This window comes from Halomonas sp. DN3 (genome assembly GCF_024137905.1).
In the GTDB taxonomy this organism is placed as follows: domain Bacteria; phylum Pseudomonadota; class Gammaproteobacteria; order Pseudomonadales; family Halomonadaceae; genus Halomonas; species Halomonas litopenaei.
The window spans coordinates 2195035-2213647 of record NZ_CP099965.1; the positions used below are offsets into that span (position 1 = coordinate 2195035).

Genomic DNA, 18613 nt, shown 5'->3' on the forward strand with positions numbered 1-18613 from the left:
ATATTGATGAACGTGTCGGCGTGTTCATTAAATATCAGAGACGTTCCGTCTAATACTTGTTAGACATTTGCAAAAAGGACATGCATGAGCGGACATATTAAAAAAATAGACTCAATAAAAGGTATGGCTGTCTATGATGATTTTCAGTGGTCATCATCCGTGCGAGACACTGGGAATAATGTTGCAGAATTTAAAAGACTAAACATTCTGTACGGGCGCAATTATTCTGGAAAAACAACGCTTTCTCGAATCCTTCGAGCTTTAGAAGTCGGTTGTATCTCAGAGAAATATAGTTCACCCGAGTTTCGGGTGTCTTTTGATGGAGGCAGCACTGCTACGCAGAATTCACTAAGCAATCATGGTCAAGTCGTTCGGGTATTCAATGAGGACTTTGTCAGGGACAATCTGCGTTTCATTGTTGATAATGAACAGGCTATCAATTCTTTCGCTATATTGGGGGAAGATAATACAAAGCTTGAAGAAGAAATCGAGAAGCATGAAGCCGACCTTGGCAATGAAGAGAACAAGTCTGGACTGCTGGGGGAGTTCGTCGGTGCTGAGGAGAGTTTCACAAAAGCCCGAAAAGACCATGGCGACAAGTTGTCAGAATTGGAGGGAAAGTTACGTGATAAAGCCAATAAGGCAGGCACTGGAATCAAACATAATAAAGCGTTTGGTGATGCCAACTACAATGTTTCTAAAATAAAGATAGATATTTCGGCTGTCACTGAAGACACTTACTCTCCGCTTACTGACGAGCAAGTAGGTAAGTTTTATGACCTCCTCAGAGAAGAACCCAAATCGGAAATCCCTGAATCAACCTCTTTCAATCTCCAATACTCTGTAATCGCTTCAAAGGCAAAAGAGTTAATCGAAAAAAAGATTCAGGCATCTGAACCAATTCAGGAGTTGCTGAACGATGCGGCTCTGGCAGCGTGGGTAAGGGTTGGTCGGGGCCACCATCAAGAGAAAAGAGATAAGTGCGCATTTTGTGGTAGCGACCTTCCAGAAGGTTTGTGGGAGAAGCTGGACAAGCATTTTAATCAGGAGTCTGAAGCTCTTCGTCAAGCGCTGGAAACCCTGCTTGGATCGATTGAACGTGAGCGATCCAGAGTTCCTGATCTACTGAAAGTCAAAAAAACGGATTTCTACTCTACCTATACAGCTAACTTGGATTCGCTGACAGAACAGTTGTCGACCCTATCAGCGTCTTACATTGAGAGTCTGGATTCGATAAAAGAACAGATCGAAAAACGAAGAGATGAAATTTTCACACCTCTTGAATTCAATACACCTGAGTCGGTTGAAAAAGATTTGAATGCGGTCAGGGGATTGTATGAGCAACTCAGACACGAATCCAACCAGCTTACGGCTTCACTAAGCTCTGAACAATATGAAGCTCGTGCGGCTCTCCGCCTCCATGAGGTTTTTACATTCATAACTGACATAAAGTATGAAGAAGAGAATACGGCCATTGAATTTCTGAATGACGCTATGGGCTTAGCGAAGGAAGCTAGGAATTCGGCGAAAGAAAAAGTTAATGCAAAACGAGAGAAAATAGCTGAACTGAAGACTCAGCTAAAAGATGAAAGCAAGGGCGCTGACCGTGTAAATGATTATTTGAATGATTTCTTCGGCCATCAGAATCTTTCACTCAAAGCCATTGAAGCAATCCCCGGGGATACATCATCTGGATACCGATTTGAGGTAACTAGAAATGACAAAAAAGCATTCCACCTCAGTGAAGGTGAATGTAGTTTGATAGCCTTCTGTTACTTCATGGCTAAACTTGATGACATAGAGACTAAAGGCAACCAGCCAATAATCTGGATCGACGACCCTATCTCCAGTTTGGATGCAAATCATATCTTTTTTGTTTACAGTCTTATTAACGCTGAGATTGTAACGCCGGAGAAATATGAAGATGGTGGTGAGATAAAAGAACGTGATCGTTTTAAGCAGCTATTTATTTCAACTCACAACTTGGATTTTTTGAAGTATCTGAAGCGGCTCCCCGGTGCATTGAATAAAAATAAATCTCAATATTTTATCATTGCGCGAACAGATCAAGTCAGTGATATTATGTTGATGCCTCGATACCTGAAAGACTACGTCACAGAGTTCAATTTCCTGTTCCACCAAATTTATAAGTGTGCACATGCCAAAATAGACGGTGATGAAAATCATGATTGCTACTATAATTTTGGGAAAAATGCCCGTAAGTTTCTAGAGGCTTTTTTGTACTATAAGTATCCAAATGCAGTAGAAAAAGATGACAAATTGGCGCGCTTTTTCGGAGATAATGCATTGGCTGCGTCATTAACGGATCGCATCAATAATGAGTTCTCCCATTTGGCGGGTGTCTTTGAGAGAAGTGTTTTACCCATTGATGTTCCTGAGATGAAGACAACGGCGAGTTTTATATTACGTAAAATTGAAGAGAAAGATCCAGACCAGTATTCCGCGTTACTTCAAAGTATTGGGGTAGAACATGCCTAACAAAAGTACGCAGTTGGACTGGTTTTCCTCTGCGCTCCAAACCAGCCGAAAATGCGGGCGTTATGCGAAAAGGAGATGGCGGTCTCAATGAGCAAATAGGCAAAGAAGAACAGGAAAGGGGCGCTCCTGAAGTCGCGCCCCTGCTGCAAGCGTACATGAAGACTCTCCGAAAGTCCGCTTCTGGCCGAAACCTGCCAACCGAATGACAGGCCCCCCTGAACCCAGAGGGGGCCACAGGAAGTTCCCGTGGCCCATTTCGGTTCACGCGTACTTGTCGTGCCAGCGCTTGACCGCGATACGTTCCTTGAGGAGTTCCAGCATGTCGACCAGCACCTGTTCGGTGATCTGTTCGGTCTCGGGGTCGGTGCGCAGCCAGGCGTCGAAGCCGGTGTCGGCCATGTGTTCGACCAGCGAGGAAAACTCCCTGGATTTGAGGCCATTCAGGGCTTCATCGACCAGGTGGCAGGCGAGGTCGGACATCGATGACTCCAGCCCCTGGGTGAGCTGGGAGCCCATGGGCAGACGCTTGAGTCGCTGAAGCTCTGGCGTTTCGGCCAGGGTTCGGGCGACCAGGCCGCGGACGTAGGCCAGTGTCGCGAAACGGTTGTGGTAGGCGATGTCGCCGACCATGGTCTCGAGGCGCTGGCTGACTTCCCGCACCAGGGCCTCCTTGCGCGGCGTGACGATCTTCTCGATGGCCGGTGAGGCCAGGCCGTCGCCGCTGGTGAGCTCCTCCTGGACGTTGTCGAGCAGGCGGATGGCGATACGATCGGTGAGTTCTTCCATCAGAATGTCGGCGTACTTGGCGACAACCGAGTAGAGATACCAGCGACGCACGTCGATCAGGCCCAGGCGGTGGAGACGGTGCAGCAGCGAGATCACACGCAGGATACGCAGCAGGCGGAAGCCGGCGAGGGGAATGCACCCCAGCACGTCGTACCAGTGCACGAAGGGGTAGAAGAACCAGCGGTGGTAGCGCCGTTGGTAGATGGCGACGGCCCAGCTGAGCAGTACGTCGAACAGAAAAACGGCGACGAAGGCCAAGTCGATGCTGAAGAAGTTGGCATGGATATGCCGGTCGTAGGCGCCGTGCAGGCCGGGAGCCGCCGCCTCGAAGGCGGCGTTGAGCGGTGGCAGCAGAAACAGGCTGTCGAACAGCAACAGCGCCAGGTTGGCGATCACCAGCGCGATGATGAACAGGTCCCACACCAGATGAGCCCGCTCCAGGGCGGGCGAGGTCGTGCGGGTGGCGGGCATGAATCCTCCTTGGATGCGTGTGACACTCCTTTCTTCACCAGCCTAGAGCGTCCTTGCGTTGGCCGCATCCCCACCTCGCCTTGTGCCAAAGCGTCGTTGGCGCTGTGAGGACGCGGCTTTCTGCTGACAGGTAGTGCGACCGGGACTTTGCAGGGCCTATGTTCCGGGCGACTGAAACAGCCGACTCTGACGCGCAATCCGCCGTTCGATGGCCTTGGCCAGCACCACGTCGCTTGCGCTGAGCAGAGTGAAGGTCTTCTTGGCGCGGGTGACGGCGGTGTAGACCAGTTCGCGGGTCAGGATCGGCGACAGGGTGTCCGGCATCACCAGGGCGGTATGGACGAACTCGGAGCCCTGGGACTTGTGCACCGTCATCGCGAATACCGTCTCGACCCGCTGCAGCCGGCTGGGCAGCACCCAGCGGATGCCGCCCTGGCCATCGCCGGCGGGGAAGGCTACGCGCAGGGTGGTGCCGGCCTCTGGGTTGGCGAACTCCACCGGTACCTTGAGGGCAATGCCGATATCCCCGTTCATCAGCTTGAGCGCGCAGTCGTTGCCGGTGACCAGCACCGGACGGCCTTCGTACCAGTGGGTGCTGTGATCCGGCTTGTCGATCAGTCCGGCCCGCGCCAGCGCCTGCTCGATGCGCTGATTGAGCGATTCGACGCCGTAGTGGCCGGCGCGCAGCGGCGTCAGCAACTGGAACTGGGCGTGGGCCTCGAGGATGGCAGAGGCCCAACGGTCCCACTCGACTCGCTCGGACGAGAGCGCCGGGCGTGGCCGCAGCAGGCCGCTTTGCTCGAGTGCGCCAGCTTCCGGGGTGTCGGGGCGCGGGGTGATGGCGCCCAGATAGAAGCGATAGCCCCAGGCTGCGTCCTGGCCTCGGCCGTCCAGCGCCAGGGTCATCAGGCGCCGCTCGTTGGCGCGGGGAAGGGCCTGGCGCTGGGCCTGGGGAAAGGCGTCGTCGTCCAGCACCGCGAGTGCCCGCCGGCTGTCGCCTGCGTTGATGGCGCGGGCGAGCTGGCCGATACCGCTGGCGTCATCGAAGCGAAAGGAGTGGCGCAGCATGGCGACGGATTGATCCAGCGCCCGGCCGTCGCTGTCGTGCAGCGCTTCGGGCAACGAAAGGCCGGTAGCCGCTTCGAGCCAGTGGCTGACATCGTTGCGATAGTGACCCTGTTCGGCCCGGGCGCACAGGTTACCAAGCACCGCGCCGGCCTCCACCGAGGCGAGCTGATCCTTGTCGCCGAGGAGCACCAGGCGAGCATGGGGCGGCAGGGCGTCGAGCAGTGCCGCCATCATGTCGATATCGACCATCGACGCTTCGTCCACCGCCACCATGTCCAGTGGCAGAGGGTTGAGGCGATGATGATGGAAGTGACGGGTATCGGGCCGGGCGCCGAGCAGCCGGTGAAGAGTCGAGACCTCGTGGGGAATCGATGCGCGCACCCGGGCGGCGTCGGGCAGCGGCAGTTCGTCGAGGGCGGCGATCTGGTCACGAATGGACTCGCTGAGTCGCGCCGCCGCCTTGCCGGTGGGGGCGGCCAGGCGTATCGCCAGGGGGGCGCCGCGCTCAGCGATGGCCTGGGTCTGCAACAGCGCCAGCAAACGGATGACGGTGGTGGTCTTGCCGGTGCCGGGGCCGCCGGTGATCACCGCGAAGGGCGCGCGTGCGCCCAGCGCACAGGCGAGCTTCTGGGAGGCGGCCTGGGCGGCACGCGGATCGGACGGTGGAAACAGGGTGTCCAGTACCGGACGCAGGCGGGCGGCGTCACTGTCGGCGGTCGGATGGTTCTCGGTTGGAGTGTCCTCGGTTGGATGATCCTTGGTTGGAGCGTCGGACGTCGACAGCCGCGCGGCGATGGCGCTGGCGACTCGCTGTTCGTTGCGCCAGTAGCGGCGTAGATAGAGGCGCTCTGCCTCGAGAACCAGGGGGCTTGCGCCTGGGCCTTGCGCCACCGCCGACCAGCGCTGAAGCCGGTGTACCCAGTCGTCGCCGAGTCGGCTGAGCAGGGCCTCCGGCGGGGGCGGGGCGGTGTCGTCACGCGCCACGTCGCGAGCGACGGCGATCAGCGACTCGGGCTGGCGGCGGGCCTGATTCAGGTCCAGCAGCAGATGGCCCTGGCCGGCCTGGTGGCTGACCAGCATGGCCGCCAGCAGGCAGCTGGCGTCGCCGTCCGGGGCGAGCCTGGCCAGCCGATGGGGCAGTGCCGCGTCCAGATCACGGATCCAGCCGTGCTCTGCCCAGGCAAACAGCAGCGACAGCAGGGCTTCGGGGTCGGCCAGTGCCTGTTCCGGGCTGGCAAAGGGCGTGGACGGCAGGGCGGTCGTGGTCATTGCGCTCGGAGTCTCGCCGTTCTCTGTGCTGTGAACCTCAGGGTTAGTCTCGCTCATGCCATTGCCTCCCCGCTGCTGTCCTGATCATCGATCATGTCATCGCCTGGATCACTGCTCCGGGCGGTGGTTGCAGCGCTGCCCGCCTGTCCCGCCAGGATATCGTCGAGTGCCTCGATAAAGGCTCGGGGCGGCTTGATCGCGGCGACGCCGCGCGAGGGAGCGGCAATACCGCGCAGAAAGACCAGCATGGCCCCGCCAACGTGGCGGTCATAGTCGTAGTCCGGCAGGCTCTGGCGCAGGTGGCGATGCAGCGCCACCAGGTAGAGCGCGAGCTGCATGTCGTAGCGCTTGTCGAGCATGGCGGCGCGCATGGCGTCCTGATGGTAGGCGTCATCGTCGGGGCCCAGCCAGTTGGACTTCCAGTCGATGATATAGAAGCGCCCCTGATGCTCGGCCAACAGGTCGATAAAGCCCTTGAGCAGACCGTTGAGGCGCTGATAGCCCAGTTGGGGCCTGGGCTCGCCGGGAAACAGGTGCTGGCGGGTGAGCTTGTCCATGGCCGGGGTGATGGCGTCATGGGTGGCGAACCAGAAGTCGGGCTCGGCGCGGTAGCGCTCAAGGCTCGCCAGCACCGGCCCATCGTCGACAACCTCGCCGTCGGGGCGCTCTTGTGTGGTCGAGGTCAACGGCGTGGTCAGCCAGCGACGGATGCCATCGGTCAGCGCCTGGGTGTGTTCTTCCCAGCCCCGGCGGCGGCAGCGTTGGGCCAGTCGGGCGAGCAGGCCGGTATCGTCAAGCGCGCTGTTGAAGCCGTGCTCGGCCAGCGCCTCCAGCACGCCGTGGAGGAAGGTGCCAGGGCCAGGGCCCCGCGGGAAGGCGTGCAGGGTGCCGGGCTGGGGGGCACCGGCTTCTCGCGCCGCGGGCACCAGGCGGGCGTCCAGATGCTCTTCCTCGAGCACTTCGGCCTCGGGTGTCTCGGGGGCGGTGGCTCCCTTCTGGGCAAGCGAGGAGTAACTCGCGATCCACCAGGGGGCAAAGGGCCGGTGGCTGGGCGTGCGCGCGCCCTTGGTAGCGAGCTCGGTGGTGACCGGGTGGTACTGGATCTGGGGGCTATCACTGTTGGCGTCGATGGCGTCCAGGGCGATGGCCTCGAAGCCACCGCTCATGCTCTCCCAGCGCTCGCGCAGGTTTGTCAGGTCAGGGATCGCCTCACCGCCGGCCAGCAGGTAGCCCAGCGCTGACTTGTGCAGGGTGGCGCTCCTGGCGTTGCCGAGCTTGAGGGGCGCAAGGCCAACGAAGGTAGCGTGGCGCGCTCGGGTCAAGGCGACGTAGAGAAGCCGCACCTCCTCGGATAGCCGTTCGTCGTCGGCCAGCTCAAAGCCCTCCTTGGCCATCTCCTTCTTGGCCGCCAGCTCGAGCAGCGGCCGGTCGTCGACGTGGTAGAGCGGCGTTCCGGACTGGCCGCTGATCTCCTTGTAGGTGCACAGAAATGGCAGGCACACCAGCGGATACTCTAGTCCCTTGGACTTGAAGATGGTCACCACCTGGATCAGGTCGGCGTCGCTTTCCAGGCGCAGGATCTGCTCGTCGTGGCCGGGGTCGTCCAGGTGTTCGGCGAGCACGCGAATCAGGGCGTGGTCGCCGTCCAGGGTATCGCTGGCCTGCTGGGCCCACTCGGCCAGGTGCAGAAGGTTGGTCAGACGACGCTGGCCCTGGTGGGCGCCGAGCAGTCGCTCGGGAATCCGGTAGTCGTGCAGCAGTTGGCGCAGCGCCGGTAGCACGCCCCTACGCTGCCAGCGCAGGCGGTAGCCAAGAAAACGCTCCTGTACCCGCTCCCAGGCGGTCTCGTCGCGTTGCAGCCGGTCAAGCTCGGCCAGCCCCAGGCCCAGGGTGGCGGTGGCCAGGGCCGTGCGCAGGGTCGACACCGACTCCGGGTTGGCCATGGCCTTCAGCCAGTGATGCAGGTCGCGGGCCTCGGCGGTGGCGAAGACGCTGTCACGATCCGACAGGTAGACGCTGGCCAGGCCGCGCTCGCTCAAGGCGTTGCGGATGGCGCTGGCCTCGCTGCGATCGCGCACCAGAATAGCGATATCGCCGGCCTTCAGCGGTTTGAGCTTGTCGTCACCGGCGTTCCTTGAGGTGGCGAAACCGGCGCTTGGAGTGCCCTCGCCAGGACTGGCTTGATTGAGCCAGTCGGCGATGCGGTCGGCGCAGTGGCGGGATGCCTCGCGCAGGTAGCCTTCCTTGTTGAGACAGCCGTTGTCCTTGTTGCCGTCGGCGATCAGCCAGCCGGTCAGCGCCGTGGCGGGCTTGCCATCCAGGCACAGGGTTTCTTTGCGACCATTGGCGCCGACGGATTGAAAGGGCAATGGATTGTGGTCGTCGGCGGCGAAGCGGAAGGCCGCGCGGGGGTGGCTACGTTCGGCAAACGCGAACAGCCGGTTGACTGCCGCCACGGCGGCCTCGCTCGAGCGGAAGTTGGTGTCGAGGCTGTGGTGATGCCCGAGGGTGGCGTGACGGGCGCCCAGGTAGGTGTAGATGTCGCCGCCGCGAAAGCCGTAGATCGCCTGCTTGGGGTCGCCGATCAGGATCAGCGCCGTGGCGTCATGCTCAGGAGCGCCTGGCCCATCCAGGTCGTGCTGGGCGTCTGGCTCAGCGGTGGTCGCATCGCCGATACGATACACCCGCTCGAAGATGCGGTACTGGGCCGGATCGGTGTCCTGGAACTCGTCGATCATGGCCACCGGGAACTGCTGGCGAATGCGCCGTGCCAGGGTCTCGCCACCGTCGCCGTCCAGGGCCCCGGCAAGCCCGGTGATCATGTCGTTGAAGCCCATCTGGGCGTTGGCCTCGAGCTGCTCGGACAGCCGCTGGCTGACCCAGTCACGGGCATCCGCCAGCACCTGGGGGTAGAGCTCTCTCTGCAGTATCTCGACCTGCTCGTCGTTATCGCGACACGCCTCCAGGGCCTCGAACAGGCCAAGCTCAGGCACCTCGGTACCCTTTTTTACCCGCAGCTTGGAGCGCGCGAGTTTCTGCACGAACTTCGCCTCGGCAAGGGGCAGCTTGCCGTTTGCCCAGTCGCCGAGCTGTTCCAGCCAGCCGTCGAAGGTGTCGTCATCATCCTTGCCGCGAAAGCTGCTGCCGTGCATCGCCGGGCGCAGCGTGCGCAGGCAGTCGTGCACCGTCTCCTTGTCATCTAGGTAGGCGCGGCGGGCGGCGTCTTCCAGCCTGTCGGCGCTCCCACGGGCGTCGCTGAACTGGGCGAGATGGGCACCGAAATCGCCAGCGGCCAATGGCTCGCCGCAGAAGACCAGGCTGGCATCCTCGCGGCCGAGCAGGTTGCGCAGCGCCTTGTTAAGCCCCTGGGGCGAGCCGAACAGCTCGACCATGGACGCGGCCAGGGGCTCGTCGAGGGGGTAGACGCGGGTGCGCCAGTAGTCGGTGACCGCCTCCTGGGTCATTTCGCCGAGATCCTTGACCACCTCCTGGCGAAACAGCTTGCCGCTGTCGAAGGCGTGCTCCTTGAGCATTCGCTGACACCAGCTATGGATGGTCGAGATGGCGGCGTCGTCCATCCATTCGGCGGCAAGCATCAGTCGTCGGCCGCAGGCGGGCCAGGCGTCGCGCTCGAAGTCGTCGCGCAGTGCGGCCAGCAGCGGGTCGCGTTCGGCGAGGCCGTCGTCCGGGGCCGTGGTCGAGCCGTCGTCCCTGTCGCCGGCGCGAAAGGCCTCGGCGGCCTGGACCAGGCGCGCCCGGATACGATCGCGCAGCTCCTGGCTTGCGGCCTCGGTAAAGGTCACCACCAGGATATCCGGCGGCACCAGCGGCTGGCTGAAGCCATTGTCGCGTCGACTGGCCGGGTTGTCGGGCTGGCCGTGGCCCAGCACCAGACGCACGTAGAGCAGCGCGATGGTAAAGGTCTTGCCGGTGCCGGCGCTGGCCTCGATCAACTGGCTGCCCCGCAGCGGCAGCGCCAATGGCAGCGGTGTCTGGCCGGCGTTGTCCGGGGAGGGCGGCTGGTCGTCGGTGGAAAAAAGGTCGGACGGCAGGCTCATGAGGATTCCTTCCCGGTGGTGGCGTTACTCTTGCCCGATGCTTTGTCAGAGCCCTTGTCAGAGCCCTTGTCAGAGCCATTGCCAGAGCCCTTGCGAGCGCTGCGCGCGGTGCTGATCCAGCCATGCAGGTCGGCGTAGAGCTCACGACAGGCCTCGACAAAGCCATCGTCGCCGATCAGCTCATCCAGGCTTGGAAACTCGCGCAGCAGCAGCGGGCTTCGCTCCGGCAGCTTTTCCCTGGCCTGCTCCCAGGCCTTGCGCAGTGTGGCTGATGACCGGGCGTCTGCCGGCGGCCAGGCTGTATCCTCTGCCACGGGGTACTCCTCGAGCAGAGCAAAGGCGATGTCGGGGTGGCAGGGCGTGGCCCCCTGCATGGCGGTGAGCCAGCAGCTCATCAGCGCATCCAGCCGTCTTGCAGCCTGTTCGCGGGACATGCCGGGGATCTCCAGCACGCCGCTGGGTGATACCAGGTGGCTCGGCGAATTCGGGTAGAGGCACTGCAGCGCCAGGTGCGCCGGCCAGTGGCGCAGAATCTGGCTCCAGTGAAAATGCTCGCCCTGGTGGATCTGGCTGGTCAACAGCACGATGCGGGCGACCTCACCAGGGCCCGCGTCGCCCTCTTCGGTGGCCTCGGGCTGGGACGGCGCCTGTGTCGCGTGCAGGTGGGACAGGGCGTCTTCCAATACCAGGGTCTCACTGGAGTCGGGCAAGGGAAGGCGACTGTCGTGGCGAAGCTGCGGTGCCCGCTCTAGCGAGCGCGGGTAGCGCTCTAGCAGTTCGCGGTAGTGGTCGAGGGCGTCGGGGATTCGCTCCAGCAACTGGCGGCGGATCACCGGGCCCACCGGTGGCGGCGGATAGTGGCCGGCGCGCTGCTGGCGCTGGACCTGGCGTTCGATCAACAGGGCGGGATCGCAGGCGCGGTCGTGGGCCAGACGCTGGCCAAGCGGCTGCACTAAGGCCTCGCGCTGCTGCCATCTGGCAAGGCCGGCGAAGGCGAAGGGTTCGTCGTCGTCACTCAGCGTCTGCTCGTCGCGCATGCTGGTGGACAGGCGCTGCTGGAACAGGGCGCTGACGGGATCGCGCAGCAGGCCAGAAAGCTGCGACAGGCCGATGGCGCCCTCGGGGCGCCAGGGTGGTAGCGCCTCATCGGCTGAGGTGGCCGCCATGGGGTCCGGGTGACGTGAATCACGCTGGTGCAGGGTCTGCCACTCGTCTGCATAGGTATAAAGCGGCGAGTCCGCCAGGAAGTAGCCGGCGCCGAAGGGCTGCAGCGGGTGCTCGGTGGTCAGGGCGGTGAGCAGGGCCTCGGCCATCTGCTGCTCTTCGGCCAGCGAGCGCTCATCGTGGGGCGGTTGGTCGGGAAGGCGCCAGCCCTTGCCGAGGTGGTCGCGCAGTTGCCCGACCAGCACGCTGGGCGGCTTCTCGCCGTTGTCCTGGGGACTGCGTCCGCACCAGCTGATGGTCAGCCGGTCCCGCGCCGACAGCAGCGCCTCGAGGAACAGGTAGCGGTCGTCGTCACGCCGGGAGCGGTCGCCGGCGCGATAGTGCCCGCGCATGGCCATCAGGTCGAAGTCCATGGCCTCGGCGCGGCGCGGGTAGGCGCCGTCGCTCATGCCCAGCAGCACGACGTGGCGGAAGGGGATCGCGCGCATGGGCATCAGGGTGGCGAAGGTGATGCGACCCATCATGAAGCTCTGGGACAGCTGGGGCTGGTCGATGCGCGAAAGCCAGCTTTCACGCACCACCGCCAGGGGCAGACGGATGCCGACCTCGGCCGAGTCGACCTCCTCGTGCCAGGTCTCGAGCGCCGCCTGGATGCGCCCGAGCAAGGCCTCTTCGGCACTGGAGCCGGGGGCCAGGGTGCGCTCCAGCATGGTTCCCAGAACATGGTCCCATTGGCTGGCCGTCTTGGGTTCGAGCAGGCTCTGACGAACTTCGTCGAGGGTCATGATCAGCCGGTACAGCGGACCCACGAGGGTGGCGTCGAGGCCGGCGACTTCGTCGTAGGGCACGATGTCGCCCCAGTCCTCGCCGTCGTCGCTGGCCTCGCCCACGGCGTAGCCCATCAGCATGCGCTCGAGGCCGAAGCGCCAGGTGTGCAGCTCGTCGTGTTCCGGCAGGCCGAGTTCGGCTCGCTGGGAGGCATCGAGGCCCCAGCGCACGTTGGCCTCGCGAATCCAGCGTTGCAGGGTGGAAAGGTCACCCTCGCCAAGGCCAAAGCGCGTGCGGATGGCCGGGATGTCCAGCAGGTCGAGGATCTCGCTGGCGCGAAAGCGCAGACGCGGCAGCGACAGCAGGGTCTCCAGTGCCACCAGCATGGGTTCGCGATGGCGTTCCTGCTGGTCGGCCACGTGGTAGGGCAGGTGGCGCTTCTCGCCCGGGGCGAACTGGCCGAATACCGCGTCGATATAGGGCGCGTAGTCGTTGATGTCCGGCACCATCACCATCACGTCCCTGGGTTCGAGAGTCGCATCCTCGGCGAAGGCCTCGAGCAGCTGGTCGTGCAGAACCTCCAGTTCACGCTGAGGGCTGTGGCAGATGTGAAAACGGATCGAGTGGTCCTGCTCGGGATCAAGCGCTGGCCACTCGGCCTGGGTCTCTGCCAGCGGGCGCAGATTGAGGATGTCGTCCTGCAGCTGGCCCAGCAGGGTGTCGGTGGGCGGCGCCAGGAACAGATCCACCGAGTCGTCGAGCAGGGCGCTCAACGCCTCCACGTCGGTGTGGTCATGTTCGCTGAGTAGCTGCAGGTAGTCGCGGCCCTGCTTGCCCCATGCTGCCAGCAGCGGATGGGCGTGTAGATGCAGGTGTTCGAGCGAGTGGTGAAGCTCCACTGGCATACCCTGGCGACGGCGCTGGCGCACGTGGCGGCGCAGTACCTCCTGGGTCTCGATGATCTCGCCCCAGTAGAACTGGCAGGGGTTGAGCAGACACAGCACCACCTCGCTGATGCTGGACAGGGCGGCCAGCACCTCCAGGGTCTGCTGGGGCAGCGACGAAATGCCGAATACCACGATACGCGGCGGTATTTCCGGGGGACAGGCCGTCTCGCCCTGTTCGACCTCGCGGGTCAGCTGTTCGGCGGCCCGCTTGAAGCGCTGGTGCACGGCGCCGCGGTGGCTGTGGCGCTGGTCGGCGGGCAGGGCGTCGCTGATCCTGCGCCACAGTGCCGGCTGCCAGCGCTGGTCATCGGGGACCTCTGTGACACGGTTACCGGGCAGGGTGAGCACATCGTTGCCGGCCTCCCAGGCGGTGAGCCAGTCGGCGCGATAGACCTGGTACTGATCGAACAGGTCAGCCAGGCGCTCGGCCAGCTGGTAACGCTTGCGCTGCTCATCGTCCTCGCGCAGGTAGCGCGCCAGCGGCTCGAACAGCGGGTCGTCCAGGGCTTCGGGCAGCAGCTTCATCAGGTGCCAGCGCAGGCGACTCTTGTCCCAGGGAGAGGTGGTCGGCACCTGGCCTGGGCCTTCCACCGCCTCGATCACCGCTCGATAGGCCTGCCACTGAAAGCGCGCGGGCAGGGCAACGTCGGTGCCGAGGCAGACGCCGTAGCCCGGTTCGCCCTGGCGCTCGGCGATGGAGGTCTTGAGCCACTGGGCGATACCGTTGCTTTGCACCAGAAAAAGGGTGCGCGCCAGCGGATGCAGCGGGCGTCGCCCCAGCCACTTCAGGGTCAGATCACGCAGATCCTCCATACGGTTGCCCTGCAGGACGATCAAGCCCGAGGCGGCGGTGGTATCGGTCATGGCGAGTTCTCTGTACTGCGTGAAGGCGTGGCAGCCCGAGGCGGTGACGGCGCTAGCTTAAGCAGAACACGCATCGCTATCGTCGGGACGTCTCGGCATAGCCTAATGGATGCGGCGGCGGGGATCATCCGCATTGAGGCGACAGGCGGCTTGAAGCACCCATATCTTGCTCTCGAGCGGTGCCGATGGGGGGGCGCCGGAGAGACCGGGCTAGGTCGATGGCGGGCTGACATCGATCAGAGGCGTTTCGTGAGTCGGAGACGATTCGTGCGTGAGCAGGGCTCAGTAGCAGCTCACGGAGCCGTAGGCCGATCGTGCAGCCATATCATCGTGTCGGAGTCAATGCGCTGGAGCCAGCGGTGATACCGCCAATGAGTGGAGGGATAGGGGGGCGGTATCGCTGCATCTTATTCCTTCCACTCACACCGGATTTGCTCCCCACCCCAGCTACACCGTTCGTAGGTGCGTTCGAGATACCAGCGGCCATCCCGGAAGGAGAATTGCCCGTAACTCGCTCCCCCCATCGCCATGGAGGTGTTGAATAAGCCCGAAAGTTCGCCCATCAGGCCAGTGCCGCTGAAGTCGGCATCCACAGTGTAGCGGCAATAGGCAAAATCCTGTTGCGAACGCACGCACTCATCCAGTGACACAGACCGAACGTCGAGGTTCATGCTGTCGGAGTTGAAGGAGCCGAAGCCAGTACCAATACAAGCTAAGGCCGCGAAGGGGTTTTGGGTCTCACCCACGGTCTCGCATTGGCTGGCGAAGGCGTCGATCTGCGCCATCTTTGCCTCGACAGCGGCCCGCAGTGCCAACAGGATGTCATGTTCGTTGGGTGTCCAGACTCCGGGCGAGTGAGGGGGTGACCGAGGCGCTGAGCTTTGCCCCTCTTTCTGGGCGAGATTACTGGCGGGGCCACTCGTTTGAATACCAGCGCAGGCATCGAGCACGGGCTTGACGTTTTCATGGAAGGTCGAGAAGTCTGTACCACTTGAGTACGGCACCGATTGTCCGTTCTCTTTCAACTGGACTTGAAAGTTGGTCGTAGGGCCTAGAGAGGAGAAAAATCGCTCGGTAGGAGAAAAGGTACTGTGGACACGGATAAGCCCCCTTGCATCAGGCAGCGCCTCGATCAGCGTCACCGGAATCACCGTTTGGCCGCCGCCGTATGGGAATATTCTGAGCGAAAGGTCCGCGTCGGGCGAAAGGTCGTACCCGTCCCCGCCGGCAAATAGCATTTGGGTGTAGTGCACCTTGTTGCCGGGCGCACAACTGAATGACATACCGATATCCCAGCCGGTAGCGCCGTAGTAGCGGTGAGAGTGGACCATGACGGGGACACCGCGCTCATAGATGGTGATAAGCCTTCTTTCGCGTCTCTCCCAGTCTCTGGGATAGGAGGGGTGTACCGAGTAGGCACTGTTGCTGTCGTCCTGGGAAAGCTCTACGAGAGCGCGCAACGTTTCCATCGAAAAGGCTTCTTGCTTGGTATCACTCTGTGTTGCAGTGGCGTCAACCGACAGTGCCATGAGATAGATCAGACAAGACAGTACGGTGACTGGCGAAAGCAAATGCTGTGCTGAAAGCTTGATCAAACGATTGTTTTTTGGCAATGCAGTTGCGGATATTCTCACCATGGCGGCGGGAACGAGGCTATATGGCGAAAGCGCTGAGAATGCTGCACGCGATCGTTTAGACCGGAGCATGTCCAGATACCTCTAGTATTCATTGTTGACTTTATTGTAGCTGCATAACGTGAATGGATAGTTCTAATTTGATTGGTGTTGATTGTAGTAGATATCTACAAGGTGTTTACGAGAAAAGTAATTTCTAGGTTAAGTAGCTCATGTCTGACAAGACGAAGCACTTCAGTGAAGGATAATAAGTTCCGCTTGAGCAGCAGTAGATCTTGGCATCTGCTGTGCTATGGCGAATAGAGGTGCCTCCCGGTTGGTAGCAGATAGTGTCCAATGATGAGGTGTATGGTTGGAAATTCTAATGCTCGTAGGTCCCGGTGTCGTATTGGCGAATGAGCCCCAATGAGAACAATTCTATTTTGCAAACAAAGATGTCGCTGGCAATCCAATGGGGCTTGGTATCGTCTGTAAGTAGACCTCTGCACGATGTCCGATAGCAACCAATTATTTGATCATGGCTGCTGAAAGATATTGATACTCGATAGCGTGGCGATGTGCCTGGACGATGCCGGGATCATCTCTTGCCGATCTTACCTGATGCTTTCTCGAGTCAGCACCTGCATCGGTCCATGGCGAAGATGCTTGAAGTCTCACTCTACTACAATCTAATCAGCTAGACACAGCGAGCAAAGGTTGGCACTAAAGCCGATGTGAAGTGTAGTGCACGACATCGGAATAAATAGTAGTTCGGGTCGCAGGGCGGTTGAATATCGTGTCCGTATTGCCTCTGGTGCAATAGTACCAACGATCTAAACCTCTCTTCGATGGAAAAGTACTCTCCCAAACCCCTTGCTGAATTCTTCCCCGGCAGAGGTTCGTGAAGTGGTGTGTGCTTCTTAAAAATCTTCACTACGCTTGTGGTAATGATATGGAGATCGTTGGCCTTCAGGTCGCGTGAATCCTGTAGGTGCTCTTATTACGTTTTCTTATACGGCAATGAAGAGTGTGGTAAGTGGTGGGGATTGACTGCTTTAGAATGCGGGGATCGGCCTGCTCAAGGGTTGAAGAAGGTTGGAGGTATATTATATTGACGAAAAGAAAATTACTGAATATCCGTTATTGGAGGTAGAGGCTAAAAGTTGATTCAACGACATGAGGCCCAGGCTCACACGAACTTCTAACCAATAATCGTAATACACTAATGTGATTTTTAGTAATAAAATAGAAAAGGTTTTAGTGATAGCTCATTGGTATAAGGCCTGCTTTAGGGTAGAGAGGTTCAGTTTTATCAGCTAATGGAGGGGAATCAAGGTGAATTCGATGAAAATGTTATTCGGTCTTCCGCTTCTGACGTTGCTTCTTTCGGGAGCAGTTTCGACCCAGGCACAAGAGATTTCCTGTAATTCTACTTATACGACACAGCGTGGAGACTCTCTTTCAGATATGGCAATGCGTGCTTACGATAACCCCAGAGCATACCAAAAAATCTTCGATCTCAACCCGGGTGTTCTGACTAGCCCGAATATTGTTCCCGTAGGTGAAGATCTGTTTGTTCCTTGTTTGAGCGAGCCAGGACCCACTGGACAATTGCCAGAAATAAAGGATGCGAGCTCACAGAATATTAGGATTCTTACAGGTAAGAACTACGCGCCATATGTTGGAGAAGGTCTTCCTGAAGGAGGCTTCAGTACGGAACTTATTCATCGCGCATTGCAGTTTGGAGGGCAACCGGCCGATTACCTGATCCGACCAATCGGGGATTGGTCAGTCCATCTTTCGCCACTCTTGGAAGAGGGGGATTATGACATTGCGTATCCTTGGTTCAAACCGGATTGCAGCAGCACCGGTAATCTCGGGAAAGGCTCTGTCTGGCGCTGTGAAAACCTGCTTTGGTCGCGTCCTTTACACGAAATTGTTGTGACTTTCTATGGGCGCGCGGGGGAAGTAGAAAATATCAGTTCAGCTGAGGATGCAAACGGCATGACGCTATGCCGGCCAGATGGGTATTTCACACACGACCTTGAAGCAGCGGGGCTTGTTGAGCCGAGTGTTACCCGGGTTAGTCCTGCCACACCGGAGGATTGCTTCGAGATGTTGGCCTCGAAGGAGGTGGACCTTGTTTCCGTCAACATTGACACCTCTGACCGCATCATCCAAAGCCTAGATATGGAAGAACGCACCGCTGAGGTGATTGATCTGTCAACAATTCAGACGCTCCATGCGGTGGGGATGCGAACTAATCCACAAACTCGAATCATCTTGCGCCGGATCGACCAGGGGTTGAAGTCTATTCAGGAAAATGGGCAGTTCCGGGAGGTGGCTGCTAGGCATTTGTAATATCAGGTGGCGGGCATGGCCCGCCACGTTCTCTATTGATCTTGTCGAGAAGCTATTCGCTTGATACATGTGTACCCCTGCCCGGGACCTGACACTTGCCATTGGTATGTCAGTCATAGCGTTTAACGTGGAAAACACCAAAAAATTCAAGTACTTTACTTCGGCCTCCACTCTCCAAAAGAGGGAGGGGGTCTCCAAGAGCTCAAAACGTCCCATTGTTCTTGAACAGACCCCCACCGGCTCCCGTACCCCCTGCTTGAAATATCCCGGTTCTCTTCACTGGAAACCTGTCTGTGGCGTCCAGTGGGGCTCTGTAAGCCCTTCGGTTCTCAAGCTGCCTTGGCCCTGTCGGTTCTCTAGCGGTCTTCAGATAGCCTTGTAGGCGGCTCTTGGGCAGGGCAGAGGAGGCTTGTTGGATGTTGAGGCGTAACCAATCGTCTTGGCACGGAAAATCTGACCGCGTGGCGATGTGCGTGGGCGGCAAGCGGTAAGTCACTTGCACATGCATCGGGTCGAACGTGGGTCTTTTCGTTGTGAGGCGTCGGGAAGGGCGGGGGATCATCTGGTCACAAAGTGGTGCGTGCTGACACCTGGAGGGGATAGGGGCTTCAGAAACGAAAAAGGCTCTCGCGAAAATGTCCGCAAGAGCCTGATTCTTGAATTCAGTGGTCGGAGCGACAGGATTCGAACCTGCGACCTTTGCAACCCCATTGCAACGCGCTACCAAGCTGCGCCACGCTCCGAC

General features: G+C 60.0%; 7 protein-coding genes and 1 tRNA gene. 2 read left to right on the forward strand and 6 right to left on the reverse strand.

Going from position 1 to position 18613, the window contains the following annotated elements; translation table 11 throughout:
* The first annotated feature begins 84 nt into the window (after positions 1-84).
* The gene (locus NKF27_RS09485) at positions 85-2499 is read left to right on the forward strand and encodes an AAA family ATPase (RefSeq protein ID WP_253556247.1); all 2415 of its coding nucleotides are present in this window, start codon (positions 85-87) and stop codon (positions 2497-2499) included.
* A gap of 261 nt (positions 2500-2760) precedes the next feature.
* Here NKF27_RS09485 and NKF27_RS09490 read toward each other — a convergent pair whose 3' ends face one another.
* The 5 genes from NKF27_RS09490 to NKF27_RS09510 all read right to left on the reverse strand — a co-directional run bounded on the left by NKF27_RS09490 (position 2761) and on the right by NKF27_RS09510 (position 15600).
* Positions 2761-3756 carry an ion transporter gene (locus NKF27_RS09490; RefSeq protein WP_253556248.1) on the reverse strand — a complete coding sequence of 332 codons (996 nt, stop codon included), beginning with the start codon at positions 3754-3756 and terminating at the stop codon, positions 2761-2763.
* Between the two features lie 156 nt (positions 3757-3912).
* On the reverse strand, positions 3913-6150 hold the full coding sequence (recD, locus tag NKF27_RS09495; protein WP_253556250.1) for an exodeoxyribonuclease V subunit alpha: 2238 nt from the start codon (positions 6148-6150) through the stop codon (positions 3913-3915).
* Positions 6147-10151, reverse strand: a complete 4005-nt coding sequence (gene recB, locus NKF27_RS09500; protein ID WP_253556252.1) for an exodeoxyribonuclease V subunit beta — start codon at positions 10149-10151, stop codon at positions 6147-6149. Before recB ends, recD begins: the two co-directional genes overlap by 4 nt.
* Complete coding sequence (recC, locus tag NKF27_RS09505) at positions 10148-13894, reverse strand: exodeoxyribonuclease V subunit gamma (protein ID WP_253556254.1); 3747 nt, start codon at positions 13892-13894, stop codon at positions 10148-10150. The genes recB and recC overlap by 4 nt, the downstream gene beginning before the upstream one ends.
* Positions 13895-14301: 407 nt before the next feature.
* Positions 14302-15600 carry a hypothetical protein gene (locus tag NKF27_RS09510; protein ID WP_253556255.1) on the reverse strand — a complete coding sequence of 433 codons (1299 nt, stop codon included), beginning with the start codon at positions 15598-15600 and terminating at the stop codon, positions 14302-14304.
* A gap of 1251 nt (positions 15601-16851) precedes the next feature.
* Here NKF27_RS09510 and NKF27_RS09515 point away from each other — a divergent pair.
* Positions 16852-17868: a transporter substrate-binding domain-containing protein gene (locus NKF27_RS09515; protein WP_253556256.1), complete on the forward strand. Its 1017-nt coding sequence runs from the start codon at positions 16852-16854 to the stop codon at positions 17866-17868.
* Between the two features lie 666 nt (positions 17869-18534).
* On the opposite strand, the gene NKF27_RS09520 is transcribed toward NKF27_RS09515, so the two are convergent.
* Positions 18535-18611: transfer RNA gene (locus NKF27_RS09520), tRNA-Pro, on the reverse strand.
* Positions 18612-18613: the final 2 nt, after the last annotated feature.